General features: G+C 56.4%; 26 protein-coding genes. 16 read left to right on the top strand and 10 right to left on the bottom strand.

All coding sequences use genetic code 11. From position 1 onward, the window contains the following. Positions 1-15: 15 nt before the first annotated feature. Positions 16-435 (bottom strand): DUF2946 domain-containing protein, encoded by a 420-nt coding sequence (locus HFD94_RS10125; RefSeq protein ID WP_033768568.1) that lies wholly within the window; start codon positions 433-435, stop codon positions 16-18. A gap of 221 nt (positions 436-656) precedes the next feature. Between HFD94_RS10125 and HFD94_RS10120 the strand changes: the two genes are divergently transcribed. Further along, positions 657-1,595, top strand: coding sequence for a D-2-hydroxyacid dehydrogenase (locus HFD94_RS10120; protein WP_167433103.1), 939 nt, complete (start codon positions 657-659; stop codon positions 1,593-1,595). Between the two features lie 214 nt (positions 1,596-1,809). Further along, the gene (locus tag HFD94_RS10115) at positions 1,810-2,739 is read left to right on the top strand and encodes an Rpn family recombination-promoting nuclease/putative transposase (protein WP_010670735.1); all 930 of its coding nucleotides are present in this window, start codon (positions 1,810-1,812) and stop codon (positions 2,737-2,739) included. Between the two features lie 138 nt (positions 2,740-2,877). Here the strand turns inward: HFD94_RS10115 and glsB are convergent, their stop codons facing one another. The 5 genes from glsB to fucO form a co-directional block, all read right to left on the bottom strand. After that, on the bottom strand, positions 2,878-3,804 hold the full coding sequence (gene glsB / locus HFD94_RS10110) for a glutaminase B (RefSeq protein WP_010247422.1): 927 nt from the start codon (positions 3,802-3,804) through the stop codon (positions 2,878-2,880). Between the two features lie 82 nt (positions 3,805-3,886). After that, positions 3,887-5,086, bottom strand: a complete 1,200-nt coding sequence (locus HFD94_RS10105) for an MFS transporter (RefSeq protein WP_167433102.1) — start codon at positions 5,084-5,086, stop codon at positions 3,887-3,889. A gap of 175 nt (positions 5,087-5,261) precedes the next feature. Continuing rightward, positions 5,262-5,432, bottom strand: a complete 171-nt coding sequence (locus HFD94_RS10100) for a hypothetical protein (protein WP_010247418.1) — start codon at positions 5,430-5,432, stop codon at positions 5,262-5,264. Between the two features lie 104 nt (positions 5,433-5,536). Continuing rightward, positions 5,537-5,710 carry a GhoT/OrtT family toxin gene (locus HFD94_RS10095; RefSeq protein WP_010247416.1) on the bottom strand — a complete coding sequence of 58 codons (174 nt, stop codon included), beginning with the start codon at positions 5,708-5,710 and terminating at the stop codon, positions 5,537-5,539. 320 nt (positions 5,711-6,030) lie between these two features. After that, a complete protein-coding gene (gene fucO / locus HFD94_RS10090) occupies positions 6,031-7,179 on the bottom strand; it encodes a lactaldehyde reductase (RefSeq protein WP_010247415.1) in 1,149 nt (382 codons plus the stop codon). A gap of 258 nt (positions 7,180-7,437) precedes the next feature. On the opposite strand from fucO, the gene HFD94_RS10085 reads away from it, so the two are divergent. Then, on the top strand, positions 7,438-9,075 hold the full coding sequence (locus HFD94_RS10085) for a dihydroxyacetone kinase subunit DhaK (protein WP_060679055.1): 1,638 nt from the start codon (positions 7,438-7,440) through the stop codon (positions 9,073-9,075). 5 nt (positions 9,076-9,080) lie between these two features. Here the strand turns inward: HFD94_RS10085 and HFD94_RS10080 are convergent, their stop codons facing one another. Next, positions 9,081-9,959, bottom strand: coding sequence for a LysR family transcriptional regulator (locus tag HFD94_RS10080; RefSeq protein ID WP_010247411.1), 879 nt, complete (start codon positions 9,957-9,959; stop codon positions 9,081-9,083). A 257-nt stretch (positions 9,960-10,216) separates the two neighbouring features. On the opposite strand from HFD94_RS10080, the gene HFD94_RS10075 reads away from it, so the two are divergent. Next, the gene (locus HFD94_RS10075; protein WP_010247409.1) at positions 10,217-10,765 is read left to right on the top strand and encodes a YbhB/YbcL family Raf kinase inhibitor-like protein; all 549 of its coding nucleotides are present in this window, start codon (positions 10,217-10,219) and stop codon (positions 10,763-10,765) included. A 50-nt stretch (positions 10,766-10,815) separates the two neighbouring features. Here the strand turns inward: HFD94_RS10075 and HFD94_RS10070 are convergent, their stop codons facing one another. Further along, on the bottom strand, positions 10,816-11,682 hold the full coding sequence (locus HFD94_RS10070) for an alpha/beta fold hydrolase (RefSeq protein WP_010247407.1): 867 nt from the start codon (positions 11,680-11,682) through the stop codon (positions 10,816-10,818). Positions 11,683-11,858: 176 nt separating this feature from the next. On the opposite strand from HFD94_RS10070, the gene HFD94_RS10065 reads away from it, so the two are divergent. Beyond that, positions 11,859-12,446: an ABATE domain-containing protein gene (locus HFD94_RS10065; protein WP_010670738.1), complete on the top strand. Its 588-nt coding sequence runs from the start codon at positions 11,859-11,861 to the stop codon at positions 12,444-12,446. A gap of 53 nt (positions 12,447-12,499) precedes the next feature. On the opposite strand, the gene proP is transcribed toward HFD94_RS10065, so the two are convergent. Then, positions 12,500-13,966: a glycine betaine/L-proline transporter ProP gene (gene proP / locus HFD94_RS10060; protein ID WP_010670739.1), complete on the bottom strand. Its 1,467-nt coding sequence runs from the start codon at positions 13,964-13,966 to the stop codon at positions 12,500-12,502. A gap of 309 nt (positions 13,967-14,275) precedes the next feature. Further along, complete coding sequence (locus tag HFD94_RS10055) at positions 14,276-15,454, bottom strand: aminotransferase class I/II-fold pyridoxal phosphate-dependent enzyme (RefSeq protein ID WP_167433101.1); 1,179 nt, start codon at positions 15,452-15,454, stop codon at positions 14,276-14,278. Positions 15,455-15,673: 219 nt separating this feature from the next. On the opposite strand from HFD94_RS10055, the gene HFD94_RS10050 reads away from it, so the two are divergent. The 11 genes from HFD94_RS10050 to HFD94_RS10000 all read left to right on the top strand — a co-directional run bounded on the left by HFD94_RS10050 (position 15,674) and on the right by HFD94_RS10000 (position 26,280). Then, complete coding sequence (locus HFD94_RS10050) at positions 15,674-16,486, top strand: MetQ/NlpA family ABC transporter substrate-binding protein (RefSeq protein ID WP_010247400.1); 813 nt, start codon at positions 15,674-15,676, stop codon at positions 16,484-16,486. Continuing rightward, a complete protein-coding gene (locus tag HFD94_RS10045; protein WP_167433100.1) occupies positions 16,483-17,517 on the top strand; it encodes a methionine ABC transporter ATP-binding protein in 1,035 nt (344 codons plus the stop codon). The genes HFD94_RS10050 and HFD94_RS10045 overlap by 4 nt, the downstream gene beginning before the upstream one ends. Beyond that, positions 17,501-18,169, top strand: a complete 669-nt coding sequence (locus HFD94_RS10040) for a methionine ABC transporter permease (RefSeq protein WP_010670743.1) — start codon at positions 17,501-17,503, stop codon at positions 18,167-18,169. Before HFD94_RS10045 ends, HFD94_RS10040 begins: the two co-directional genes overlap by 17 nt. A 3-nt stretch (positions 18,170-18,172) precedes the next feature. Further along, complete coding sequence (locus HFD94_RS10035) at positions 18,173-20,488, top strand: molybdopterin-dependent oxidoreductase (protein ID WP_167433099.1); 2,316 nt, start codon at positions 18,173-18,175, stop codon at positions 20,486-20,488. A gap of 131 nt (positions 20,489-20,619) precedes the next feature. Further along, positions 20,620-21,639, top strand: a complete 1,020-nt coding sequence (locus HFD94_RS10030; RefSeq protein WP_167433098.1) for an isopenicillin N synthase family oxygenase — start codon at positions 20,620-20,622, stop codon at positions 21,637-21,639. A gap of 22 nt (positions 21,640-21,661) precedes the next feature. After that, positions 21,662-22,465, top strand: coding sequence for a MetQ/NlpA family ABC transporter substrate-binding protein (locus HFD94_RS10025; protein ID WP_010670746.1), 804 nt, complete (start codon positions 21,662-21,664; stop codon positions 22,463-22,465). Further along, positions 22,458-23,246 (top strand): methionine ABC transporter ATP-binding protein, encoded by a 789-nt coding sequence (locus HFD94_RS10020; RefSeq protein ID WP_050498567.1) that lies wholly within the window; start codon positions 22,458-22,460, stop codon positions 23,244-23,246. The genes HFD94_RS10025 and HFD94_RS10020 overlap by 8 nt, the downstream gene beginning before the upstream one ends. Continuing rightward, the gene (locus HFD94_RS10015) at positions 23,234-23,902 is read left to right on the top strand and encodes a methionine ABC transporter permease (RefSeq protein WP_022624728.1); all 669 of its coding nucleotides are present in this window, start codon (positions 23,234-23,236) and stop codon (positions 23,900-23,902) included. The genes HFD94_RS10020 and HFD94_RS10015 overlap by 13 nt, the downstream gene beginning before the upstream one ends. A gap of 9 nt (positions 23,903-23,911) precedes the next feature. Beyond that, positions 23,912-24,982 (top strand): iron-containing alcohol dehydrogenase family protein, encoded by a 1,071-nt coding sequence (locus tag HFD94_RS10010; protein WP_167433097.1) that lies wholly within the window; start codon positions 23,912-23,914, stop codon positions 24,980-24,982. A gap of 97 nt (positions 24,983-25,079) precedes the next feature. After that, positions 25,080-25,682, top strand: a complete 603-nt coding sequence (locus HFD94_RS10005; RefSeq protein ID WP_050679403.1) for an NAD(P)H-dependent oxidoreductase — start codon at positions 25,080-25,082, stop codon at positions 25,680-25,682. Next, the gene (locus tag HFD94_RS10000; RefSeq protein WP_022624730.1) at positions 25,672-26,280 is read left to right on the top strand and encodes a TetR/AcrR family transcriptional regulator; all 609 of its coding nucleotides are present in this window, start codon (positions 25,672-25,674) and stop codon (positions 26,278-26,280) included. Before HFD94_RS10005 ends, HFD94_RS10000 begins: the two co-directional genes overlap by 11 nt. The last annotated feature ends 56 nt before the right edge of the window (positions 26,281-26,336 follow it).

Below are 26,336 nucleotides of genomic sequence, written 5' to 3'. Positions count from 1 at the left end.
GATCAGGTGACGTTGTCACGCAATCGGATTAGTAAGCAGTGAGTGTGACGCGATAAAGGGTGGCGCGCGCGGTCGATGAAGACGCAACAGCCGTCGCCATTGGGGTGGATTGATAGCCGCTGGCGGCGGGGCGCGGCTGATCAGGCACATCCACCAGATAAACGGGATAAAAACCCAGAGCATCAGCGGAACATGCACCAGCAGATCGCAGTAGCCACAGGCAAAGCCCGGGCCCATCATCATCCCGTGATCCGCCATCGACATCTCGCTGTGATGATCCATCATCGGCATCTCTGCGCTCATGATCGAAGCGCCTTGCATCCTGGCATGATGTTCAGCGAGATTCTTTGAGATCATCGGTGCAACAAACAACAGCAGCACGGCCAGTATCGCAATACCGGCGGTGAGTCGTTGTCTGAGTGAAGATCCCGGCATGATTTCAACGGTCGTATGAGGTCAGAATTCAGGGCGGCAGTGTAACGCGAAGGGAATAAAAGAGTTAAATAAAGTGGCATTTGTTCCGAAAAATTTCGCACTCTTTGAACATTTTCACTTTAATTTCAGCATCATTTAACTTAGTTGTTACTCGCGGTGCACATACAAATAACATTAATCATTCGCCTGCGGTTTAACCAAACCTGATGAAGGAATAAAAAATGAAAATTGTAATGCTGGATGGTGACACGCTGCCGGTACCCCTGCCGACCGGTCAACAGCAGGCTGACTGGGAGATGCGCGCGCAGACTCCGGCTGATGACATTGTATCTTCTCTGGCGGGCGCAACGGTCGCTATCACCAATAAAGTGCCGTTGCGGGCTGACACACTGCAACAACTGCCTGAACTGCGTTTTATCTGTGTCGCAGCGACGGGCTATGACTGTATCGATCTTGATGCCTGCCGCGCACGCGGCATCGTGGTCAGTAATGTTCCAGGCTATTCAACTCAGAGCGTTTCAGAGGCGGTGATAGCCGCGATTTTTGCCCTGCGCCGTCAGCTGATGGCTTATGCCAGCAATACCCGCATCGACTGGCCCCAGGCTAAGCACTTCTGTGTGCATCATCAGCCGATAGGGGATATTGGCGGTGCCACGCTGGGCATCGCGGGCAAAGGCGACATCGGCCAGGCGGTCGGCAGGCTGGCCCAGGCGCTGGGAATGCAGGTGCAGTACGCCGAGCGAAAAGGCAGTGAAAGGGTGCGTGACGGTTATGTCAGCTTTGAGCAGATGCTGGCGACCAGCGACATCATTTCGCTGCACTGCCCGCTGAGTGACAGCACCCGCCAGATGATTGATCGCGAGGCGCTGGATAAAATGAAGCCACAGGCGCTGCTGATAAACACGGCTCGTGGCGGACTGATTAACGAAGCCGATCTTGCTGCCGCGTTAAAGCAGGGGCAGATTGGTGGTGCGGCGCTGGATGTGCTGAGCAGCGAGCCGCCCGCTCCGGATAATCCGCTGCTGGCGGATCTGCCAACGCTGCTGCTGACACCGCACATCGCCTGGGCAAGTCGCAGCGGCGTAGAGAATCTGGTGGCTGGCGTGATGACCAATATCGCGGCCTTTATTCAGGGCGAGCCAATTAATGTGGTGAGCTGAGTCAGATGGAATAGTTTTTAATGCCCGACAGGGGTTGATATTCAGAGCAACCTCGTAGATTTCAGGAAAAGCGTTTTACGCTGTTTAGTCATCAGGGTATTAATTTCGTTATTTCCATCAGGACTTTAAACGTTCGTGCGCTACAGGAATTAGAGCCTTTTACTGGCTGAATCAGCCGTTGTAAGCGCTTCAGGAACAGAAAGGATTCTGGCCAGTGAAAAAGAAGAACAGCACGCCTGTGCCTCATGATGCCACATTCCGGCAATTTCTGACTCAGCCGGATATTGCCCGGGATTTCATGGAGCTGCATTTGCCGCCAGAGCTGCGCATATGCTGTGATCTCAGCACGCTGAAACTGGAGTCGGGGTCATTTGTCGAGGATGACCTTCGGCAGTACTTTAGCGACGTGCTTTACAGTCTTAAAACAACCGCTGGCGATGGATATATCCATGTACTCATTGAGCATCAGTCTGTGCCAGACAAACATATGGCATTTCGGCTGATGCGCTATGCAGTGGCTGCCATGCAGCGCCATCTTGAAGCAGGGCATAAGCGGTTGCCGCTGGTAATTCCCGTACTGTTTTACACTGGCAGACGCACTCCCTATCCCTATTCGACCCGGTGGCTGGATGAGTTCGACGCCCCGGCGCTGGCGGACAGGCTTTACAGCCGTAGTTTTCCGCTGGTCGATGTCACGGTGATTCCTGACGATGAGATCATGCAACATCGCAGCATGGCGGCTCTGACCCTGTTGCAGAAGCATATCCGGCAGCGTGATCTGGCTGAAATGATGGACAGGCTGGTAACCATTTTGCAGGCTGGTTATCACTCTTCATCACAGGTGATAACGCTGGTACACTACATTGTACAGGCGGGTGAAACATCGGACGCCAAAGCCTTTGTACGGGAGCTGGCACAGCGTGTGCCCCAACACGAGAACGCACTTATGACTATCGCACAACAGCTTGAGCAGATAGGGCTTGAGAAAGGCATTGAACAGGGTATTGAACAGGGACGGACAGAAGGTAGTCGTGGAGCAAGCCTCAGAATTGCCCACACCATGCTGAAGAGTGGCATGGATCGCAATACCGTTATGCGGATGACTGGTCTGAATGAAGACGATCTGGCGCAGATTTCGCACTAATTAGTTTTTTGAGTTCTGATTATCGCTAACGACTCAAATCGCCAGCGGACTACACGGAAAATGCAAAATCAGCTTCCCGAAATCATGGGAATCCCGCCGCATTTCACCACGGCGAGCCTGTGACTTGCGCGCTCAGACTCAGAATATCGATCGCCCCAGCTTCTCGGTCAGCAATTCCAGCACAGCGGTACCGGCCAGAGAATTGCCCGCGCTATCCAGCCCAGGCGACCAGACGGCAATGCTCATCTCACCTGGGATGATGGCAATAATCCCGCCACCCACGCCCGATTTTGCGGGCATCCCGACTCTCCACGCGAATTCGCCAGCGCCGTCGTACATCCCGCTGGTGATCATCAGTGCGTTAATCTGCCGCGCCTGACGTGGAGTAATCATCTGGCTGCCATCCAGCGTTTTGCCCTGATTCGCCAGATAGATAAACGTGCGGGCCAGCTCAACGCAGTTCATCGACAGCGAACAGTAGTGGAAATAGGTCTGCATCACGCTGGTGACATCGTTATCGAAATTTCCAAACGACTTCATCAGCCAGGCGATCGCTGCATTGCGGGCCGAATGTTCGAACTCAGAGCGGGCAACGTGGCGATCATAATTGATATCGGACTGCTGACTCAGCTGGCGCACAATTTCCAGCATTCGCTGACGCGGGGCGGTCAGTCGGGTTTCCAGCAGATCGCAAATCACCAGCGCACCGGCATTAATAAACGGATTACGCGGCTTGCCCTGTTCCAGCTCCAGCTGAACCAATGAATTAAATGGCTGGCCAGAAGGCTCTTTGCCGACCCGCTGCCAGATTTCGCTGTCCTCATAGCGGGTCAGTGCTACGGTCAGAGAAAGCGCCTTGGAGATCGACTGAATCGAAAAGCGCGTCTCAGCATCGCCCGCCTGAAAGAGGGTGCCATCACGCAGGCAAACCGCTATTGCCAGATGATCGGCAGCCACATCCGCCAGCGCAGGGATATAGTCAGCCACCTTTCCCTGATGGATCAGCGGACGCACCTGATCCAGGATCTCCTGCAGCAGAGCATTATTCAGTTCAGACACGCACATTCTCCCGTCGATTCCCGCCGACCCGTGATGCTAAGCATCCGCGATCGGCGAGTCATTTATTGTTAACGGCTCCGCCGCATTTTCAGCTAATGGGTTTTGACTGCGCTGCAAGCGGAGCCAACAGCATCTGTAACAGGCTCAGCATTGCCAGCACGCTGAAGGGCAGCGTCCAGTTACCGCTCTGCTCATGGAGCACGCCAAAGAACAAAGGGCCGAGTGCCGCCAGCGCATATCCGACACACTGTGCCATGCCCGACAGCTGTGACGCCTGACGGTGATGGGTGGCTCGAAGATTAAACAGTGAGAGGCAGAGCACCAGTGATGCGCCTGCGCCCAGTCCGGCCAGTGTCAGCCAGATGACGGCCCACTGCGGATTGAACAATAGGCCCAGCATGCCGAGGAAAATGCCTGATGAAGCAATGAACGCGGTAAGCCGGGCATCTTTTACGCGCTTCAGCGCCACCATGCAGCCCAGGTTAGCGACGATCGCAATTGCCTGATACCAGAACAGCAGCCAGCCTGCTTGGGCCTGACTGAAGCCGTTATCCTGGGCAAACAGCGTAAACCAGTCAATCAGGGTATAAAACGCCAGCGATTGCAGCGCCATAAACAGTGCGATTTGCCAGCCGCCGGGCGTTCGCCACGGATGGCGATATGCAACGGGCGCGTCGGCGGACGCTGCGGTTGACCGCCGTTGACGTAACAGCGGCAGCCAGACGAGTAGCGCAATCAGCGCCGGTAGCGCCCAGACAACCAGCGAGAGTCGCCAGCCTGCCGCTGAAAGCTGGCTCAGCGGAACGGCAATGCCAGATGCCAGGCTGGCAGTAATCGACATGGTGGCGGCATAAAGGCCAATATATTTAGCGGTGTGGGCGGTGAAATCGCGTTTAATCAGTGGCGGCAGCAGCACGTTGGCGGCGGCAATACCTGCGCTGAGCAACAGCGTTCCGCTCCACAACGCCGCTTCAGCAGGCTGCCAGCGCAACAGCGAACCGGCAGTGATCAGGCATAGCGCGCCCCATAAACTGCGCTCAAGCCCGACGCGATTTCCCAGCCAGGCGGCCAGTGGGGCGAGCAGGGCAAACAGCATCAGTGGAATAAAGTTAAACAGGCCCGCTTCACCGACACTCAGGCCAAAGGTCTGGCGGATATCCTGTAGTACCGGGCCGATGACAGTAATGGGCGCACGAAGATTAGCCGCGGTCAGCAGCAGGACGAACAAAAAAAATGTGGCGCTGGAATACGCAGCGAGAGGTTTAGCTGGGTGTTGTACAGGCATCATGGCAGGGATCATCACATGCAGCAGTGCTGCGGGGGCGTTGGTTGACGTTAACGCTTACGCATCAGAATTGATGTCTGGGCGCTACTTTACTGACCGGTTAGCAGCGTGTAAAGCCTTGTTATGCGATGAAATAGCGTAATTGAGATCTCACAGCAGCGATCGCCTTGTGACAGGATCAATGGAATTCAGGTTCAGGGAAATGACCGCAGTCGTTCTGGCTGGGATTGGAGCCTGGCTGGCAGGTCTGCTGGCGGGTTTCGGCCGCCGGAACCGGTTTTTCAGCGTGCCACGGGGCACTACAGGCACTGAGAAGAGAAACCAGAATCATCACACTGATAACGCGCATATCCGCTCCTTATTAACCGTCATGAACAAGGCCACGTCGGTGATCAGCGGTTTGCAGGTCAGGGACGTCTTACCTGAGTGTGGTATCTAAGGGGATAATGTCAATTAAAACAGAGCAAACATCAGCGCGACAGGAAAACTCATCGGCCAGGTGGCCCCCACCAGAAAGGCGCTCAGCAGTTTGATGCTCAGCTTATCTTTGGCGATGAAGAACGTGATCAGCGTAGCGATCAATGCAACAACGGCATAGAAAATTAGCATACCCTGGTACAGTGTCATTGATATCTCCGCAGCGTCATTAAGGTTTTCGCTGCGCATGATGCGGATTTTTGTGATCCAGATCAAGTGAATCAGGGTTTAGCATCTAAAGAAATCATGGGTAAGGGCAGTTGGTTCGCTCGCTGAACTTCATCGTAACAGCCGGCGATTTCAGGCTGAAACCAGGCAGGATAAACGCGGCTAAAACCTTGGCTGATGCCGTAAGTCAGACTGAACAACCTCTGGCGAAGGCTCCCGGATTAAGCGTTGCCATGACGTAAAAAAGCCCGCCAGCGAGGACGGGCCTGTTATCGGCAGTGCATCACTACAGGATATGCGCTTTAACTCTGGCGGTATAACGCCATCACGTCCTCCAGGTCCGGCGTACGTGGGTTGCCGCCGGTACAGACATCATCCAGCGCGGCCTGTGCCAGTGCAGGGATATCCGCCTCTTTTAAGCCCACTTCACGCAGCGAGCGGGGAATACCCACATCGCGACAGAGCTGACGCACCGCGGCGACCGCCGCTTCCCGTGCCTGATCCAGCGACAATGACTCAACCTGTTTCACACCCATTGCACGGGCAATGTCGCGATATTTTTCGCCAGTGCCTGAGGCATTCCACGCCATCACCTGCGGCAGCAAAATGGCATTGGCTACGCCGTGCGGGACATTGTAAAAAGCGCCCAGCGGGTGTGCCATGCCATGCACCAGACCAAGGCCGACATTAGAGAAACCCATACCGGCCACATATTGTCCCAGCGCCATCTGCTCAACCGCCTCAATATTTCCTGCCACCGATTCGCGCAGTGACTGGCTGATAATCTCAATGGCTTTGAGGTGCAGCATATCGGTCAGGGTCCAGGCTCCGCGTGTGATGTAGCCTTCAATGGCATGGGTTAAGGCATCAATACCGGTCGCAGCCTTCAGCGACGCGGGCATGCTCGCCATCATCTCCGCATCAATGATCGCCACTTTCGGAATGTCATGGGGATCGACACAGACAAACTTACGGCGATTCTCTTCATCGGTAATGACGTAATTAATCGTCACTTCTGCGGCGGTGCCTGCCGTGGTCGGGATAGCGATGATCGGCACGCATGGATGACGGGTGGGGCTGACGCCTTCCAGGCTGCGCACATCTTCAAACTCAGGGTTATTAATAATAATGCCGATCGCCTTGCTGGTATCCTGTGGTGAGCCCCCGCCAATGGCGATCAGGTAGTCGGCACCTGACTCTCTGAACACCGCAACACCCTGCTGCACAACCCGAATGGTAGGATTCGGCACCACCTCATCATACACCGCCCAGTCAAGCTGATGTTGCGCCAGCAGATCGGTCACCCGCTTCAGCGCACCCGCCGCGACCAGCGCTTTGTCAGTGACGATCAATGCTTTTCGCATCCCGCGACGTTGTACCTCTTCCGGCAAATGGCGCAATGCACCAGCACCAAACCAGGCGGTTTCATTGAGAATCATACGTTGGGTCATTAAAACATCCTCTGTTAACAAATGAATTTTTACCATCCGTGATCCCCGGTTCATGTTCTGCGCAGAACCTCTCACTTTCAGGTAAAGACATTTGATAAAAATCAATCAATTAGTAAAAATCACTGCGCCTGTGTCAGCTGGTTTTCGTGCGGTATGTCTGAAATCAGACTACAGACCTGTTGATGGATTTCTCACTGTCGTCAGTGGTATGTAACACTGGGTCATCAGCAAACCCGCATGCCTATGAGGAAAGAAGACATGACCCGATTCGTAATGAATAAAAAGGATGATCTCGTCGACAGCGCGTTAGATGGCATGATTTACGCCAGCCCGTGGCGCAATCTGGTCCGGTTGCAGGTCGATCCGCGCATTCGCATCGTGATGCGTAATGACTGGCAAAAACAGCAGGTCGCGCTGATTTCCGGTGGTGGTTCAGGCCATGAACCGGCCCATGTCGGCTTTATCGGCAAAGGGATGCTGACGGCTGCCGTCTGTGGCGATGTTTTTGCTTCCCCCAGCGTTGACGCGGTTTACAACGCCATCATCAATATTACCGGTGAGGCGGGATGTCTGCTGATTGTGAAAAACTACACCGGAGATCGCCTCAACTTCGGTCTGGCGGCAGAAAAAGCGCGCAAAGCGGGATTCAGCGTCAATATGGTGATTGTCGGTGATGATGTTGCGTTGCCCGATAACCCTCAGCCACGCGGCGTCGCGGGCACGTTGCTGGTGCATAAAGTGGCGGGCTTCGTCGCAGAGCGGGGTGATGACCTGGCGGCGGTGACCGAGGCAGCAGAGGCAGCCAGTCGTGCTATCGCCACCATGGGCGTTGCGCTCTCAAGCTGCCATCTGCCGGATGAACAGACCGGCCAGCGGGTGCCAGACGGCAGCGTTGAAATGGGGCTGGGGATTCATGGCGAACCGGGTGTTGACGTCATGCAGACGCAAAACAGTCAGCAGATTGTGCAGCATCTGCTGGAGAAAGTGATGCCGGACAACGATCAGCCACGCGCGCTGTTAATCAATAATCTTGGCGGCATGTCCGCGCTGGAAATGAGTCTGGTCACACGCGACCTGATTGAGTCGCCGCTCAGCCGGGGCAGTGATTATCTGATTGGCCCGGCTCCGCTGATGACCGCGCTGGACATGAAGGGCTTTTCCGTCACCTCCATGACGCTGACGCCGTTGTTCGAAGAGGCGATCTGTGCGCCGGTTGAGGTCACCGGCTGGGTTCAGGCGGTTAAAATCGCACCGCTGCAGCCGGTAAACGCGACAAAAGAGGCAACAGCGCATCCGGCGCAACCCTCAGATAACCCGACCGTCGCTGCGTTTGTTAACAGCATCTGTGAAACCCTGATCGCCAGCGAAAGCGAGCTGAACAAACTGGATGCGCAGGTCGGTGATGGCGATACCGGTTCGACCTTTGCTGCTGGCGCACGCCAGATCCAGCGCGAATGTACAGATAATCAGCTGCCGTTAAATGCCTTGCCCGATCTGCTCGCGGTGACGGGTGAGCGACTGGCGACCGTGATGGGCGGCTCCAGCGGCGTACTGATGGCGATCTTCTTCACCGCTGCTGCGCAGCAGCTGGCTGAAGAGGATGCGCTGCCCGCGGCCCTGCAACAGGGTCTGGAGAAGATGAAGCAGTATGGCGGGGCACAACCAGGAGATCGCACGCTGATTGATGCGCTGCAACCGGCAATCGAGGCGCTGGTGGCGGGTAAATCGCTGGCAGAGGCGGCTGATGCGGCACAGCAGGGCAGTGATGCAACCGCCAGCATGGGGAAAGCAAAAGCGGGCCGATCATCTTATCTTAACAGTGCTAACCTCAACGGCGTGTCTGATCCGGGTGCCGTCGCTGTCGCCAGGGTCTTTGCGGCATTAAAAAAACTTTAGTGCTGTCACGACGCTAAACGCGTTTGGAGAAAGGCCAGTAACTGGCGGTTTACTTCGCTGCGCTGACGGTGCTGCGGGTAAACCGCATTCAGGGAGAGCGGGGGCGGCAGATAGTCGTCCAGCACGGTCACCAGCTCACCGCGTTGCAGGGCTGTCTCAACGATAAAGGCGGGTAACAATACCAGTCCTAAGCCTGCCAGTGCGGCATCACGCAGAACCTCGCCATTGTTACTCACCATCGGGCCCTGAACCGCCAGCCACTTCGGTTTACCATTGACCTGCAGTTCCCAGCCATTCTGACCTTCACGTCCGTAGCGCAGACAGGCATGTTGCAGCAAGGCTTCTGGCTGCTGCGGCACGCCTGCCCGTTCCAGATAGCGGGGGCTGCAGCAGATAACCCGCTTCAGCTCGCCGAGCGGACGGGCAATCAGCGTGGAATCAGCCAGCGTACCGATGCGAATCGCCATATCAACGCCTTCGCCAATCACATCGGCATAGCGGTCAGCCAGCTCAATATGAAACTGCAATGACGGATGGTGGCTTAGAAACTCGGCAATCAGGGGGGAGAGGTGGCTCATGCCAAAGGACATCGGCAGATTGATTCGGAAGGTGCCGCGCAGCGCCTGCTGCTGCTCTGACACCGCCAGTTGCGCTTCCTGAATCTCATCCAGAATGCGCTGAGCATGTTGCGCGAACAGTAAACCTGCATCCGTTACAGACAGCTTACGGGTGTTACGGATCAACAGTCGTACCCCTAATGATGCCTCCAGCGCAGCCATACGGCGGCTGACATACTGTTTCGATAGCATCAGATGCTCAGCTGCTGCAGTAAAGTTGCCAGCATGCATTACCGCAACGTAAATCCGGAGATCTTCAATCTGCATAGTGTCCACTTATCGGTGACAGTGACGATGATTCAGGCGAAACTTCAGCCAGATGCGTTAACTTATATCGGGTAATGCGTCACAGGGCAACGCGTCAGCTCTCTCAGCCAGCGCGACGGAGATCATAGATTTGCCGTTTCCTTACCCCTGAACAGGCGGTCAGTCGGGTCAATCGCGTTAAAGCCGTTATAGTAATCAGGCAGTGACGCAATCCATACGGAACATAATCTCTTGAGTAATCTGATAAGGAGTGGCTGGTGAAAAAATTACTCTGCGCGACGGTGCTGGCCGTTTTGCCAATGACCACGCTGGCAGCGTCGGTATTTACGCTGCAATCACAAGACTTCAGCGATAATGCGCTACTGGATAAAAAGTTTGCCGGTGCCAATAAAAGTAATCCTTCCTGTACCGGTGAGAATATCTCTCCCGAATTGAACTGGTCTGCGATTCCGGCGGGCACCCGCAGTCTGGCTCTTCTGATGACCGATCCGGTCGGGGCCAAAGGGCTCGGCGTTACCCACATGGTGGCCTATAACATTCCCGCCAGCCGCTCGTCATTTGCGCAGGGGGCTCTGACAAAGGGCAAGGACTACACCGGCGGAAAAAATACCCCAGGGACGCTGCACTATTATGGCCCTTGTCCGCCTGCAGGCAGTGGGCTGCATCACTATAACTTTGTGCTGATCGCCACCGATTTGCCGGTGGGTCAGTTGAAAGCGGGGTTAACCCAGGCAGAGCTGGTGGCACAGCTGAAAGGCCATGCGCTGGGCGCGGCCAGCACCGTTGGCCGCTTTAGCAATGAGTGACCTGCACGCTTGCAGAGGCAGCGCTGAACAGCCTGCCTCTGCGCAGCGGGTCAGTCGCCACTGAACATCTCGCGGATGCGCGACGCAATGTGATGCGTGTGTGTCTCCAGCGCGAAGTGGCCGCTATCCAGCATCTCGACCACCGCCTGTGGATTATCCCGCTGCCAGGCCACTGCGCCCGGTGGAATAAAGAACGGATCGTGCTTGCCCCAGATCACCAGCGTTGGCACCTGCTGCTGGCGAAAGAACGCCTGAAATTCCGGATAACGTTTCAGGTTACTGGCGTAATTGAGAAACAGGGCCTGCTGAATATCTTTGTTACCGGGGCGCTCCATCAGCAGGGTATCCAGGGTATAGGTTTCCGGGGCGATCTGCTGCGGATCGCTCACCCCATGCAGATACTGCCACTTCACCCCTTCCAGCGTCAGGATGGCGTCACGGATCACCTGACCATTTGCTTCGCTGGGATCGTCCCAGTAGGCGCGGACCGGCGCCCAGGCCTCTCCTAATCCCTCCAGATAGGCGTTACCGTTTTGTGATATCAGTCCGCTGACGCGATCGGGGTAAGCCAGTGCCAGTCGCAGACCGGCAGGTGCGCCATAGTCGAAAACATACATCGCATAACGTTCCAGCCCCAGTGCATCGACAAAGGCGGTCAGCGTCTGGCCCAGCGCGTCGAAGGTCCAGGAATAGTTGCGCTCAGCAGGCACTTCAGTGAAGCCAAAGCCCGGCATATCGGGTGCGATGAGATGAAATTTATCGGCCAGAAGCGGGATCAGATTGCGGAACTGATGTGAAGAGGTGGGAAAGCCATGCAACAGCAGCAGTACCGGCAGGGAAGGATCGCCCGCTTCGCGATAGAAAATATTGACGCCATCGGCCTGCTGGTAACGATACGAAATGGATTGATCACGCATGCTGAACTCCTGTAACTGGTTAAGTGGTATTTATGGGGTTACTAAGAGTCATTATGCAGCCAGAATGTAACCTGTCAAATCAATTTATAACGGTTACAATAAGGGCGGTGTAACTATTCAAATAATCCTTTGTCGGTTACAGTGGCATCAGCAGAGTTAACAAGGGAGGCAATATCATGGCGGAAACGCAATCACACACCGCCCAGGGACCGTGGTTTCTGGCCGATCATCCGGCGCTGGATTTCATCAATACCCTGGCCATCGTGGAAGGCCAGCCGCACGACTTCTGGCAAACCGATCAGGATGTTGAAGCCTGGCTACACCAGGCCGGACTGGCACCAGACGCCCCGGCTCCGCAGCATGAACCGGGTGCGCTGTTGGAAGCAGCGCGTCACTTACGTCAGATCATTCGTGATAACGTGCAGCAGCACAAAGCGGGAGAGGGCGTTGATATTCAGGCGCTGAACGCCTGGCTGGGTGAAGCGACCAGCCATCTGCAAATGACCGGGGAGCCGGGTGCCTTAAAAATCAGGCGGGTCTATGCGGGCCAGAGTGTGATGCAGCGGCTGGGACAGGTTGCGGAACAGACCGCGATGTTGCTGGCGCAGGAGGACTTCAGCAGAGTCCGTGGCTGTGAACATCCCGCCTGTACACTGTGGTTTTACGATCGCACCAAAGCGCATCGCCGTCGCTGGTGCAGCATGGCGCTGTGTGGCAATCGGGCGAAAGTGGCGCGTTTCAGGGCAGTTAAATCAGCTGGGTAAACAGATCGGATGGCAGATAAAAAAACACCCTGCAGAGCAGGGTGTCAGAACAGTTATTTCGCGGTGGTCGCTGATGGCTTGTGCCGCTTGCGCAGCTTGTCGATCAGGCGATGCGCTTCCGCTTTGGTCGCTACCGCAGGGGATGAACCGGTCAGCGGTTGACGGGCTGTTTCACGTACCGTCAGAATGGTGAGCAGGCCAATCACGCCCGCGCCCATCATGTAGTAAGCCGGCATCATATTGTTTTTAGTGGTATCCACCAGCCACGCGGTAATCAGCGGTGTCGTACCCCCAAACAGCGATACCGACAGGTTGAAGCCGATGGCCAGCGCACTGTAACGGATATCGGTAGTAAACAGCGCAGGCAGCGTCGAAGGCATAGTGCCGCTGAAGCAGGTGTGCAGTACACCCAGAATCATCAGGCCGCCAAATACCGCCCACATATTACCGGACCCGATCAGCATAAAGCTCGGGATGGCGAGCAGGATCAGACCCACCGCACCAAAGGCAATCACCGGACGACGACCGATGCGGTCAGTCCAGCGACCCCACAGCAGCGTCAGCGGCATCATCACGAACATCGCCACCATCACCAGCAGCAGGCCACTTAACTCTGGCAGACCCAGCACCCCGGTCAGATAGCTCGGCATGTACGAGGTCAGCATGTAGTTAGAGACGTTAAACAGCAGCACCAGACCGATACATTTCATCATCGGTGCGCGGTATTTGCTCAGCATCTGCATCAGCGTCAGACGCGGCTTGCTTTGCTCCAGTGCTTCCTGTTTTTCCATGTGCTGCTGGAAAGCCGGAGTCTCTTCCAGCTTCAGTCGCACATAGAGACCAAACAGGCCCAGCGGCGCGGCGATAAAGAACGGCACGCGCCAGCCCCAGGACATCATCGCCTCATTCGACATCACGGTGGTCATCACCGTGACCAGGCTGGCACCCAGCAGGTAACCACCGATGGTGCCGAATTCCAGGAAGCTGCCCATAAAGCCCCGGCGTTTATCGGTAGAGTACTCCGCGATAAAGGTCGCTGCGCCACCATATTCACCGCCGGTTGAGAAGCCCTGAATCAGACGTGCCACCAGCAGCAGAATCGGTGCCATGATGCCTATTGACGAGTAAGCCGGGATCAGACCGATACAGAACGTACCAATCGACATCATGATCATCGTCATCGCCAGCACTTTCTGTCGTCCGATGCGGTCACCCAGCGGGCCAAATACCAGGCCGCCAATCGGACGTACCAGGAAGGCCGCGGCAAACGTACCAAAGGTGGCGATTAGCTGCACCGCGTTGTTGGCATCCGGGAAGAAGACTTTGCCGATGATCACGGCGAGATAGCTGTATACGCCAAAGTCGAACCATTCCATCGCATTACCTAACGCAGCTGCGCCAACTGCACGCTTCAGCATGTCGTTGTCGATTACGGTAATGTCGTCAACAGTCAGCTCTTTTGGCTTCCTGTTCCAGAAATGTTTCTTTGGGTGTTCAGACGATGAGTTTCTGGTGTCCATATTCTCCTCAGGTGCATCAATGAAGGAGTCTTATAGCTTTCGCAGCCGCAAACAATGTTCAGAAGAAACCGTGGAAATGAAAGCTATAAGAAGCCGAATAAGTTTTAAGTGAAGCGGCAGAAACCGCAGCCGGTAAACTCTAGACTACGATTGTAAGTTTTTGCAAGTTTTCAGCCGAAATAACTGCATTTACTGACAAACCCAGCATAGTGAACTTATTCACGCCTGCTTACGGGCCTGAACATTTGGTAATAACTTGCAGCTGGTGCTCTGGTTATATCTGGAACTGATTTTCCCGGTGCTGATGCGCTACTTAAACAGTTTCAGTTCGTCGATGCGATCCAGCGCCTGCAGTAATTGCTCCGTCCCGGTTGTCAGGCTGATGCGAATATAATCACGACCCGCTGCGCCAAACCCGTTACCCGGTGCCACCAGCAGATGACACTGGGCCAGTAGCAGGGCGGCGAACTGCTCCCCGGTGAAACCAGCTGGCGCTGCCAGCCAGAGGAAAAAGGTGCCCTGACGGGCGCGTACCGGCCAGTGCATCGCTGCCAGCCTGGCTAAAATCACTCTGCGGCGCTGATGGTAATGCTCTGCCAGCAAGCTGAGTTGTTCAGCGGGCAGCGACAACGCGGTGATGGCGGCATCCTGCACCGCGCCATACACCGTGCTGTAGCTATGAGTATGAAGTTTTTTAAATGCTGCAATCATCGAGGCGTTTCCCACCGCAAATCCCACCCGCCAGCCTGCCATGAGTGCGCTTTTTGACAGCGTGTAGATTTCCACGCCCCAGGCTTTGCCATCGGGCTGTGCCAGCAGACTCAGCGGCTGTTCGCCCGACTCACTGCCTAGCGTGGCATAGGCGAAGTCATGAATCAGCGGAACATGATGCTGGCGGGCGAAGGCCAGCGCGTCGGCGAACAGCGCGGGTGTCGCCAGTGCGCCGGTGGGGTTATGGGGATAATTGAGCAGCAGCAGACCGGCACGCGCCGCGATATCGTCTGGCACTTGGGTGAAATCGGGCAGGAAATCATTGCACGCCTCCAGCGGAATGCCATAAAAATCGGCACCTGCCTGACGGGCCGCTGAGCGGTAGAGCGGATAGCAGGGATCGGTAGAGATCAACACCTGCCCCGGATTGAGCAGGGCGCGGGGAAAACCGTTGACGCCAATGTGCGCGCCCTGGAACAGCGCCACTTCAGTTTCAGGATCGAGCGTGACGCCGTAGTGACGCTGGTAAAAGGCTGCGATAGCACGTCGCAGCGCGGGTTTGCCCCAGAACGAGGGATACTCATGGTTCTCCGGTTTCGCTGCCGCAGCCTGTAATGAAGCGATTACCGCAGGCGGCGTTGGCTGACGTGGACTGCCGGAAGAGAGATCGATCAGCGGTAACAGCGCATCATCCAGTTGTGCTGCCTGCTTTTCCAGCATGCTGAAGAGGTTCTCTTCGAGCCCTGCGACCATCTCTGAAGCTGCAAACTCCGCCATATCTCTCCCGCAATAAACAGTGTTAAGCGAGGAAGAATGACACAGCTGACATTAAAATCTTTAGCAGAAATAACGCTGTTCTTTGCAAGGATTCGAATATCCAGCATGTGACTATCGTTAGCATAAATAAGCCAAAGTCGGGGCTGGGTTTTGCCTGTTCCTCTCCGCGATGGCTGTGATTAAATCGATCGCTCTCACAATAATGAATCAGGGCAAACAATGCAGATCACATCCCGGGGAATTATTCTGGCACTGACCACCGCCAGCCTTTTTATTTCTGCCGCTCAGGCAGCCGACCAGAAGAAAATACGGATTGGATTTAATCCAGGGCCTTATAAAGAGCAATTTGAAAAAGGCGTCGCGCCCTTATTAATCAGGCAGGGGTATACTCTGGAGTATAAAGATTTCAGTGATGGAATTCAGGTTAATGATGCTGTTCATCGCGGGACGATTGACGCCAATATCATGCAGCATCCCGTCTATCTTAAGTCGGTTAATGACCGGCTTGGCATTGATAACGTTGGGATTGTGCAGGTGCCGACCCCGCCAATGGGGCTCTACTCTGGGCGCGTGAAAACGCTGACTCAACCCGCGCCAGGCAGCACGGTCTCTGTGCCCAATCAGCCCTCAAATGAGTACCGGGCGGCGCTGTTACTCCAGAGCATCGGCTGGCTCAAAATCAGCCCCGATAGCGATGCTGCCACTTTTTCGCAGAAAAATATCACGGAAAATCCCTACAAAATCGTGCTCAAAGAGATGGATAACGCTCAGCAGGTGCGTGCACTCCCCGACGTTGACTATGGAGTCATTCAGGGCAACTTCGCGGTATCCAGTGGCATGAAACTCAATTCGGCACTGAAACTGGAAGCGGCAACCAGCCAGTTTATTAACGTTGTGACGGTAGCCGGTAAAAATAAGCAGGCTCAGTTTGCCCGTGACATTATTGCCGGCTACCACTCAGCAGAATTTAAAAGCTATATCACCGGTAATGCGCAGTATGCGGGCTATCTGCTGCCAGATTATTTCAAATGAGTCAGTTAGCCATTGCGTTTCGCCATGTCAGCAAAACGTTTGCGCGTAACGGTGCAGAAGTGCAGGCGCTGAAGGAGATTAATCTGCGCATCAGCCAGGGTGACATCTTTGGCGTCATCGGCACCAGTGGAGCCGGAAAAAGTACGCTGCTGCGACTGATTAATCACCTGGAGACCCCCACAACCGGCTCGGTTGAGGTGCAGGGTGAAGCGTTACAAGGGATCAGCAAAAAGCGCTTAATTCAGGTCAAAAAGCAGATTGGCATGATCTTCCAGCACTTCAATTTGCTCAATGCCCGAACGGTGTTTCACAACGTCGCCATCCCACTGATTTTACAGGGCCGGGATAAAGATTTTATCGCCACCCGCGTGGCGGAGCTGCTGGCGTTTGTTAACCTCAGCGACAAAGCTCACAGCTACCCGGACGAACTTTCTGGCGGTCAAAAACAGCGCGTCGGAATTGCCCGCGCGCTGGCAACCAATCCCGCAATTCTGTTGTGTGATGAGGCGACCTCCGCGCTGGATCCCCAGACCACGGTGCAGATTCTGCTGCTGTTAAAGGAGATTAATCAGCGTTACGGCATCACCATTGTCCTGATCACCCATGAGATGTCGGTGGTCCAGAAGATCTGCAACCGGATGGCGGTGATGGAGCAGGGCCGTATCGTTGAACAGGGCGATGTCCTGTCGCTGTTTGCTGAACCGCAACAGTCGGTGAGCGCCAGCTTTGTGCAGTCCGTCATCCACGATCGTCTGCCACAGCAGACCCTTGCGCTGTTAAGCCAGCATCCGGCTGTCGACGTGTTGCGGCTGGAGTTTGTCGGCAGCACGGCACAACAGCCGATCATCAATCGCCTGATCCGTGAACATGAGGTTGAAGTGAATATCCTGTTCGCCAGCATGACGGAAGTACAGCGTACCATTCTGGGTTTCATGATTGTGCAGATCAAAGGCGAGCCCGCCCGACGCGAGGCGGCCATCCAGTTTCTCATCGCGACCGGAGTGAAAATCAGTGATGTCAGAACTCTTTGAAACCGCCGTTACCGGCGATCAGTTCCTGACGGCGATGCAGGACACGCTGATCATGGTGGCGCTGTCGCTGGGCTTTGGTTCGCTGCTGGGCCTGCCGCTTGGCATTGTGCTGGTGATCTGTCGTCCGGGTGGGATACAGCCGAATCGACTGGTACATCAGTTGCTGAACCCGATCGTGAATATCATCCGTTCACTGCCGTTTATTATTCTGCTGATCACGATTCTGCCGCTGACGCGCCTGCTGGTGAACACCACCATCGGTACGGCGGGGGCCATTGTGCCGCTGGTGATATTTATTGCGCCCTATATTTCGCGGCTGGTGGAGAATGCCCTGCTGGAGGTGGATGAGGGCATTCTGGAGTCAGCCAATGCGATGGGTGCCACCACGCTGCAGACTATCTGGTATTTCATGATACCGGAAGCCGCCTCGTCGCTGGTGTTAGCCCTGACCACCGCCACTATCGGCCTGCTGGGTGCGACGGCGATGGCGGGCACGGTGGGCGGCGGCGGCATTGGCGACCTTGCCATTACTTACGGCTATCAGCGCTTTGATGCCTTTGCCACGATTTCGACTGCGCTGGTGCTGATTGTCATTGTCCAGCTACTGCAAACCCTGGGTACGCGTCTCTCGCGCCGTATCCGACGCGAGTGAGCCATGAAAAAGAATGATTTAGCCGTTATGCACTGGGGCACGTATCACGTCACCACCGATGGGGACACGCTGACGTCGGTCAGGCCGGTGGCGTGGGACCGTAATCCCTCTGCGATCGGGCAGTCGTTACCGAGCGCGGTGCAAAGCGAAACCCGGGTCAAAAATCCGGCCGTCAGGCTCGGTTATCTCCAGAACAGAAGCGCATCCCGCAACGGGCGCGGCAAAGAGCCGTTTGTGGAGGTGAGCTGGGATGTTGCGTTGCAGCTGGTGGCGGAGGAGCTGGAGCGTGTCAAAACAGAGCACGGCAATCAGGCGATCTACGCCGGCTCTTACGGCTGGTCGAGTGCCGGACGTTTCCATCATGCCCAGAGCCAGCTTCATCGTTTCTTTAACCACTATGGCGGCTACACCGCCAGCACCAACACCTACAGCATTGCGGCCGGTGAACGCACGCTGCCGCACATCATCGGTAACCTCGATGAGTTACAACGTCACCATACCCACTGGCCGGTTCTTGCAGAGCATTGCGAACTGTTTGTGGCTATCGGGGGTTTGCCGCTGCGCAATGCGCAGGTCAATGGCGGCGGGGCTAATGACCATGCGCTTTCTCATTGGTTAACCACGCTGCGGCAAAATGGCACCCGATTTATCAATATCAGTCCGGTCAGAAACGATCTTGCTGGGGTGGTGGATGCAGAGTGGCTGGCGATACAGCCCGGCTCCGATACGGCGCTGTTACTGGCAATCGGGCAGGTGTTAATTACTGAATCTCTTTACGATGCGTCATTCACAAAACGTTACACGGTGGGCTTTGACCACTATGCCGCCTACCTGCTGGGTGAACGCGACGGGATAGCTAAAACGCCAGAATGGGCCGCTCCGCTGACCGGGCTGGCGGCCGCGGAAATCCGTGCGTTGGCACGGCAGATGGCGGCGCATAAAACGATGGTGAATATTGCCTGGTCAGTGCAGCGGGCGCGGCAGGGCGAGCAGGCTTTCTGGGCCACCGTTGCGACTACTGCTCTGCTGGGTCAGATCGGCACGCCCGGCGGCGGGCTGGGCTTTGGTTACGCCTCAACCAATCTGGCCGGTGCCGCCCGGCGACAGTTTTCCGGGCCTCGTCTGCCCGCCGGTCATAATCCGATGCAGGAGACGATTCCGGTGGCACGCATTGCCGACATGTTGCTCAATCCCGGAGGGCACTATGAGTTTGATGGGCAACAGCGGGTCTATCCCGACATCCAGCTGGTCTACTGGGCGGGCGGCAATGTCTTTCATCATCATCAGGATATCAACAAGCTGATACGCGCCTGGCAGCGGCCGGACACTGTAATTGTGCATGAGCAGTTCTGGACGGCGCAGGCAAAATTTGCCGACATCGTGCTGCCTGCGACCACGTCGCTGGAGCGTGAAGATATTGGCAGCGCCAGCAACGACGGTTTTATCATCGCCATGCCGCAGCATCTGCCGCCGTTTGCAGCTGCAAAATCGGATTACGCAATTTTTGCCGCTCTGTCGCAGCGGCTCGGTTTTGCTGACGCCTTTACGCAGGGGCGTGATGAGCGCCAGTGGCTTCAGTCACTCTATGAAGATTCCCGGCCACGCGCGGCAGCGCAGGGCATCGAACTGCCGCCCTTTGAGGCGTTCTGGTCACAGGGAGTGGTGGAGTATCCGGCGCCAGAGACGCCGCAGATCCTGCTAAAAGCGTTTCGCGATAACCCGGAGTCAGCCCCGCTCAGCACGCCGTCGGGGAAAATCGAGTTTTTTTCTCAGCAGGTGGCCGATTTCGGGTATGACGAAGCGCCCGGATTTGCCTGCTGGTATGCGCCGGAATACCAGGCGCAACAGCAGGAAAAGCAGCAGTGGCCGTTGCATCTGCTCTCCAGCCAGCCACGGACCCGGTTGCATAGTCAGTACGATCATGGACGGGTCAGCCGGGCCACCAAAATTGCCGGGCGTGAGCCACTCTGGATGCATCCTGAAGATGCTGCTGCGCGCGGCATTGAGGAGAACAGCATCGTAAAAGTCTTTAACGGACGCGGCGCGCTGCTGGCGGGTGTGCATCTGACGCAGGATATCCTGCCGGGTGTCGTACAGATGTCGACCGGCGCCTGGTATGACCCGCTCGATCAGCAGGAGGGCCAGCCGCTGGATAAACACGGCAATCCCAATGTGCTGACCCAGGATAGCGGCAGTTCACGACTCGGCCAGGGGTGCAGTGCGCAGACCTGTTTTGTCGAGATTGCGCTTTATCAACAGCCTTTGCCTGAGATTACGGCATGGTTACCGCCGGCATTCGTGGCGTGGAGCGCAGAGTAATCTGCGGGTTTAAAGCCCGCGGCGTGGTGGGATATTCCCATCCGTCGCATATACATAGCAGGATTAGTTGGTAGTTAACGCATAAATGAAATGGCAGTGTAAAGCGATTCCATGCCAACAGAGTGTCAATCATGAGCGCGTTAACCACAGCAGAATTGCCGGTAATTGATTTCGCATTATTGTCAGGTAATCAACAGCAGCAGCAACAGGTCCTGGAAAAATTAAGCCAGGCCGCGCGTGATGTCGGTTTCTTCTATTTAATCAATCACGGCATCGACCGTGAATTATTAGATGAGGTTCAGCACGTCGCGCGGAAATTTTTTGCCCTGCCACAGGCGGATAAATCCGCAGTGGCGATGGCGAACTCGCCGCATTTTCGTGGCTATAACCTGGCGGGCGTGGAAATAACCCGCAGCCAGCCCGACTATCGCGAGCAGTTTGATATTGGTGCGGAACGGGAAGCGCTGCCCGTTACTGCCGATTCACCCACCTGGCAACGGATGCAGGGGCCGAATCAGTGGCCTGAAGCTTTACCTGAACTGCAAATGGTGGTCACCCGCTGGCAGCAGCAGATGACAGCGGTGGCGCTGGAGCTGCTGCGCGCCTTTGCCGGGGCACTGAATCTGCCGCGCAACGCCTTCGATAACCTCTATGGCGACTATCCCAACGAACATATCAAACTGATCCGTTATCCGGGCCGCACGGAGGGCGAATCACGCCAGGGTGTTGGCGCGCACAAAGATTCAGGCTTCCTGACGATGTTACTGCAGGACGATCAGCCGGGCTTACAGGTGGAAGTGACGCCGGACAACTGGATCGATGCCTCACCACTGCCGGGCGCGTTTGTGGTGAACATTGGCGAGCTGCTGGAGCTGGCAACCAACGGTTATCTTCGCGCAACGGTGCACCGTGTGGTGTCGCCACCGCAGAGCAGCGAGCGCTTATCCATCGCCTTTTTCCTTGGCGCGCAACTCGACGCCGTGGTGCCGATCTATCAACTGCCTCCTCAGCTGGCTGAACTGGCACAGGGACCGAGCAGCGATCCGCTTAATCCGCTGCTGCGCGAAGTGGGCTGGAACTACCTTAAAGGCCGGCTGCGTTCGCATCCGGAAGTTGCCCAGCGTTTCTACCCCGAACACAACACCCACTGATAACGATAAGAGATAAATGATGATGATTAAAAAGCGCTTTCTGGCCCTTGCCGGTCTTTCACTGCTGATTGCCCAGAGTTTACAGGCCGCGCCGCTGCGCGTAGCGGCCGATCCGCTGCCCCATGCGGAAATCCTGGAGTATGTCAAAACCCTGGATCCGAAACTGGATCTCAAAATTGTTGAGCTGAGCGGGGGCGTGAATGCCAATGAGCTGCTGGCCGCCGGGGATGTGGATGCCAACTACTTCCAGCATCTGCCTTACCTGAAAGATCAGGAGAAGGCGCTGGGGAAAACCTTTGCCGTAGCCGCCAGTGTTCACATCGAGCCGCTGGGTATCTATTCGCGGAAAGTGAAAAGTTTAGCGGCGCTACCTGAAGGGGCCAGCATTGCGGTACCGAACAATACCACTAACCTGAGCCGCGCACTCTGGCTGCTGCAGGACAAAGGGGTGATCAAACTTAACGCGCAGGGTGAAACGGGTTCGACGCTGGTGACGCCAAAAGATATCAGTGAAAACCCGAAGAAAATTAAGATCGTTGAGATTGAGTCGCCGCAACTGCCACGCTCGCTGGATGATGTGGATGCCGCAATTATCAACGGCAACTACGCGCTGGAAGCCGGTCTGACCCCGGCGAAAGATGCGCTGGGACTGGAGTCTGCAGCACATAATCCCTACGCCAACCTGCTGGTAACGACGCCAGAACTGGCGAAAGATCCCCGCGTGTTACAGCTGGCGAAAGATCTGCGCTCGCCGCAGGTAGCGGAGTTTATCCGTAAAAATTATCAGGGCTCAGTGATTCCGGTCGCGGACCAGCAGCATGATTAAACTCAGTCATCTCAGCAAACAGTATCCTGGCGCATCTGCGCCAGCGTTAGACGACATCTCACTCACCATCGAAGAGGGGACCATCTTTGGCATCCTCGGTCGGAGCGGAGCGGGAAAAAGTACACTATTGCGCTGCCTCAATCGGCTGGAGAGTCCCACCAGCGGCCTGATTGAAATTGACGGGCAGGATCTCGCTGCGATGAGCCTGGCGCAACTGCGTCAGCAGCGACAGCAGATGGGGATGATCTTCCAGCACTTCAATCTGCTGCATTCGCGCAACGTGCAGGACAACGTCGATCTGGCGCTGGAGATTGCCGGTGTGCCTGCGGCTGAACGTCGCGAGCGGGTCGCATCGCTGCTGAAACTGGTGGGGCTGGCCTCCTTTGCGGCGGCCTGGCCGTCGCAGCTCTCCGGTGGACAGAAACAGCGCGTCGGCATCGCCCGCGCGCTGGCCGCCCGACCCCGTTATCTGCTGTGCGATGAGGCGACCAGCGCGCTGGATCCCGAAACCACCACTTCGATTCTCGATCTGCTGGCCGATATTCAGCAGCAGCTCAATATCACCATTGTATTGATCACCCATGAAATGGCGGTGGTGAAGCGGATTTGTGACGGGGCGGCGCTGCTTGAGAATGGCCAGCTGGTTGAGAGCGGCAGCCTGAGCCAGATCATGGGACGTGAAGAGGGACGCCTGCGCAAAATGCTGCTGAAGGATGGCGAAGCAGACCGGGCGTTTATCGAAAAATATCAGCACGAGGCGTTAACCCGATGCGTAGCATGAGTAGTGAGCGGTTTCAGGAACTGCTGCTGAACGCCACTGGCGAAACACTGTATATGGTGTTGCTGGCGGCCCTTTTCACGGTCGCGATAGGGCTGCCGGTAGGCGTGCTGCTGTTTCTGACCCGGCCAAAAGGCATTCTGCCCAATCGCGCGATTTCACTGCTGCTGAATACGCTGGTAAATACCGGACGCGCCTTGCCGTTTGTGGTGCTGCTGATTGCGCTGATCCCCTTTACCCGTCTGCTGGTCGGCACCACGCTGGGCAGCACTGCCGCCATTGTGCCGATTACGCTGGGGGCATTTCCCTTTTTCGCCCGCATCGTGGAGAACGCGCTGGATGAGGTCGACCGCGGCCGCATAGAAGCGGTGGTATCAATGGGCGGTACCCTGTGGCATATCGTCAGCCGTGTGCTGCTGCCGGAAGCGCTTCCCGCGCTGGTGGCGGGCGTTACCCTGACGATTGTGATGTTGATTGGCTTCTCGGCGATGGCAGGCGTGGTTGGCGGTGGCGGGCTGGGCGATCTGGCGATTCGCTACGGTTATCAGCGTTTCGATAACCAAATCATGGCGGCCACCATTGTGGTGCTGCTGGCGCTTGTGATGCTTATTCAGAAACTCGGCGACCGGCTGGTACGCTCGCTGGCTTATCGTCGATAAGGAGCAACCATGTTTCGCGTGATGTCGCCGAAAGGCTATCTGCAACGGCCAGGGCTGCGGGCCGGGGTGGGAGAAATTATCCGGCCGCTTGCCTCGCATATTCACATCCTCACCTCGCCGCGGGCCTGGCAGGCGGTGAATCCTGACATGAGCATAAGTCTGGAACGGGCGGGGATCCGCTGGCAGCTCGACACGCTGACCGGTGAGTGTACCGATGCGGCGATTGCTGCCCTGCAACAGCAGGTGCAGACGCACGGCGCTACCCTGATTCTGGCAGTCGGCGGCGGGCGGGTTCTGGACTGCGCCAAAGCGGTCAATGATGCGCTGCCGGATATCCGGCTGGTTAACTTCGCCACGCTGGCCGCCACCTGTGCCGCCTGGTCTCCGCTGGCGATTATCTATGATGAGCGCGGCGGCCATCTGCGCAGCCAGCCACTGAATGCCATGCCTGAGCGGATTCTGGTGGACAGCGAGGTCATCGCCCGCAGCGAGGTACGCTATCTGCGGGCCGGGATCGTGGATGCGCTGGCCAAATGGTTTGAATTTGAGCCTTATCAGCGACAGACGCCGCACCAGCTGGCGCTGGATCTTAAAGTCGCAGCCGCCTGGCAGGCGGTGACGGTGCTGAAACGCTGGGGAGACACGGCGGTGGCCGATAACATCAGGCAGCAGGTCACCCCGGCGCTGGAGAAAGTGATTGAAGCCAACATTGTGCTGGCGGGGCTGGCTAACAGTATTCAGGATGCGATGGCGACTCCCGGTTTTGCCCATATCATCCACGATCGCCTGACTCACCAGCCAGAGCTGCATAACTGGCTGCATGGTGAAAAGGTCGGCTTTAGCTTGCTGGTACAATCCTGGATTGAACAGCAGGGTAAGCAGGTGGAGCCTGAACTGCTGGCGCTGCTGCGCCGTTTCCACTCTCCCCTGACGCTGCCTGCGGCGATTAACGCGGACAGGATGAGACAGATTGCGCAGCAGATCCATTTCCCCTCCGCCAGCCTGGCGCACCTTCCCTTTACGTTCGATCACCCTCTGCTGGAGCAGGCCTTGCTGGCGACTTCTGCGTTTAAACAGTAAGTGCGGTCAGCGAATCGATCAGTGGTCGCTGCTTGCTAACCTACCAATAGTAACTTACCTTTAGTAGCTTAATGGCTAATCAGGTAAGGTGACGACGATGCATGCATTAATAGTGACTTCTCATCCCAATCAGGACGCTCACACCCACCGCGTGGCGGACCAGCTGGCGCAGGGCATTATCGCGACAGGCCATCATACGGCTGAAAAGGCCGCTCTGGCGGCAGAAGGGTTTGATCCACGTTTTACGCTCAGCGATCACAGACATTTCAACGGTCTGGCACCGACGCCGCCCGATGTGCTGGCAGAACAGCAGCGGCTGGATCGTGCCGATGCGCTGGTGCTGGTCTATCCGGTCTACTGGTGGTCATTTCCGGCACAGCTTAAAGGCTGGATAGACCGCGTCTTCATCGCGGGCTGGGCCTTTGATGAGCAGGATGGCCATATCGTAAAACGCCTCGGCCATCTTCCCGTGCATCTGGTTGCGATTGGCGCGGCTGACACCCGAACCTTTCTGCGGCGCGGCTATTTCGCCAGCATGCGGAATCAGATCGATCACGGCATCTTTGACTATTGCGGTGCGCCGGTGGTGACCAGTGAACTGTTGCTTAGCGGCGATGAAGGTTATCCTGAGTCACACTATCAGCTGGCGCATCAACTGGGCCAGCGTCTGTTCGCCCATCAGGAAAAACATGACCGTTGAAAAAACACCCCGTAAGCGTCTGTCACGCGAAGCACGACGCAGGCAGTTGTCAGACGTCGCGTGGCAGATAATGCAAACCGAAGGCAGCGAGGCACTGACGCTGGCCAGAGTCGGCGACGCGGCGGGGGTCAGTAAACCGGTGGTTTATGACCACTTCACCACCCGTCATGGATTGCTGGCGGCGTTGTATGACGATTTTGATCGTCGCCAGACCGAAAAGATGGAAGCGGCGATGAATGCCGCACCGATGGTGATGCAACAAAAAGCGGAAGTGCTTGCGGCCTGTTATGTGGATTGTGTGATGACGGAAGGGCGTGAGATTCCGGAGTTGCTGTCAGCGCTCAGCACCTCACCGGAACTGGCTGCCGTCAAACGCCACTATCAGCTCGACTTTATCGCCCGCTGTCAGCGCTGGTTTGTCCCTCTGGCAGGCAGCAGCGGTATTCCGGAAGCAGGCATGTGGGGCTTGCTGGGGGGCGCGGATGCCATCGCAGGTGCGGTGGCACGCGGCGATGTCAGCAAACGGGAAGGAGAACAGGCGATCACTGCCATGGTCGTGGCGCTGGTGGCAGGCAGCCGTGCGTCGGAATCGGATTAGCATAAAAAAGGCGGCCCGCAGGCCGCCGAATCCTTCAACCACAACAGGCGTTGTGT

Source organism: Pantoea sp. EKM20T, assembly GCF_011800485.1.
Lineage (GTDB): Bacteria > Pseudomonadota > Gammaproteobacteria > Enterobacterales > Enterobacteriaceae > Pantoea > Pantoea agglomerans.
This window is presented reverse-complemented; position numbering and strand designations above follow the sequence as displayed.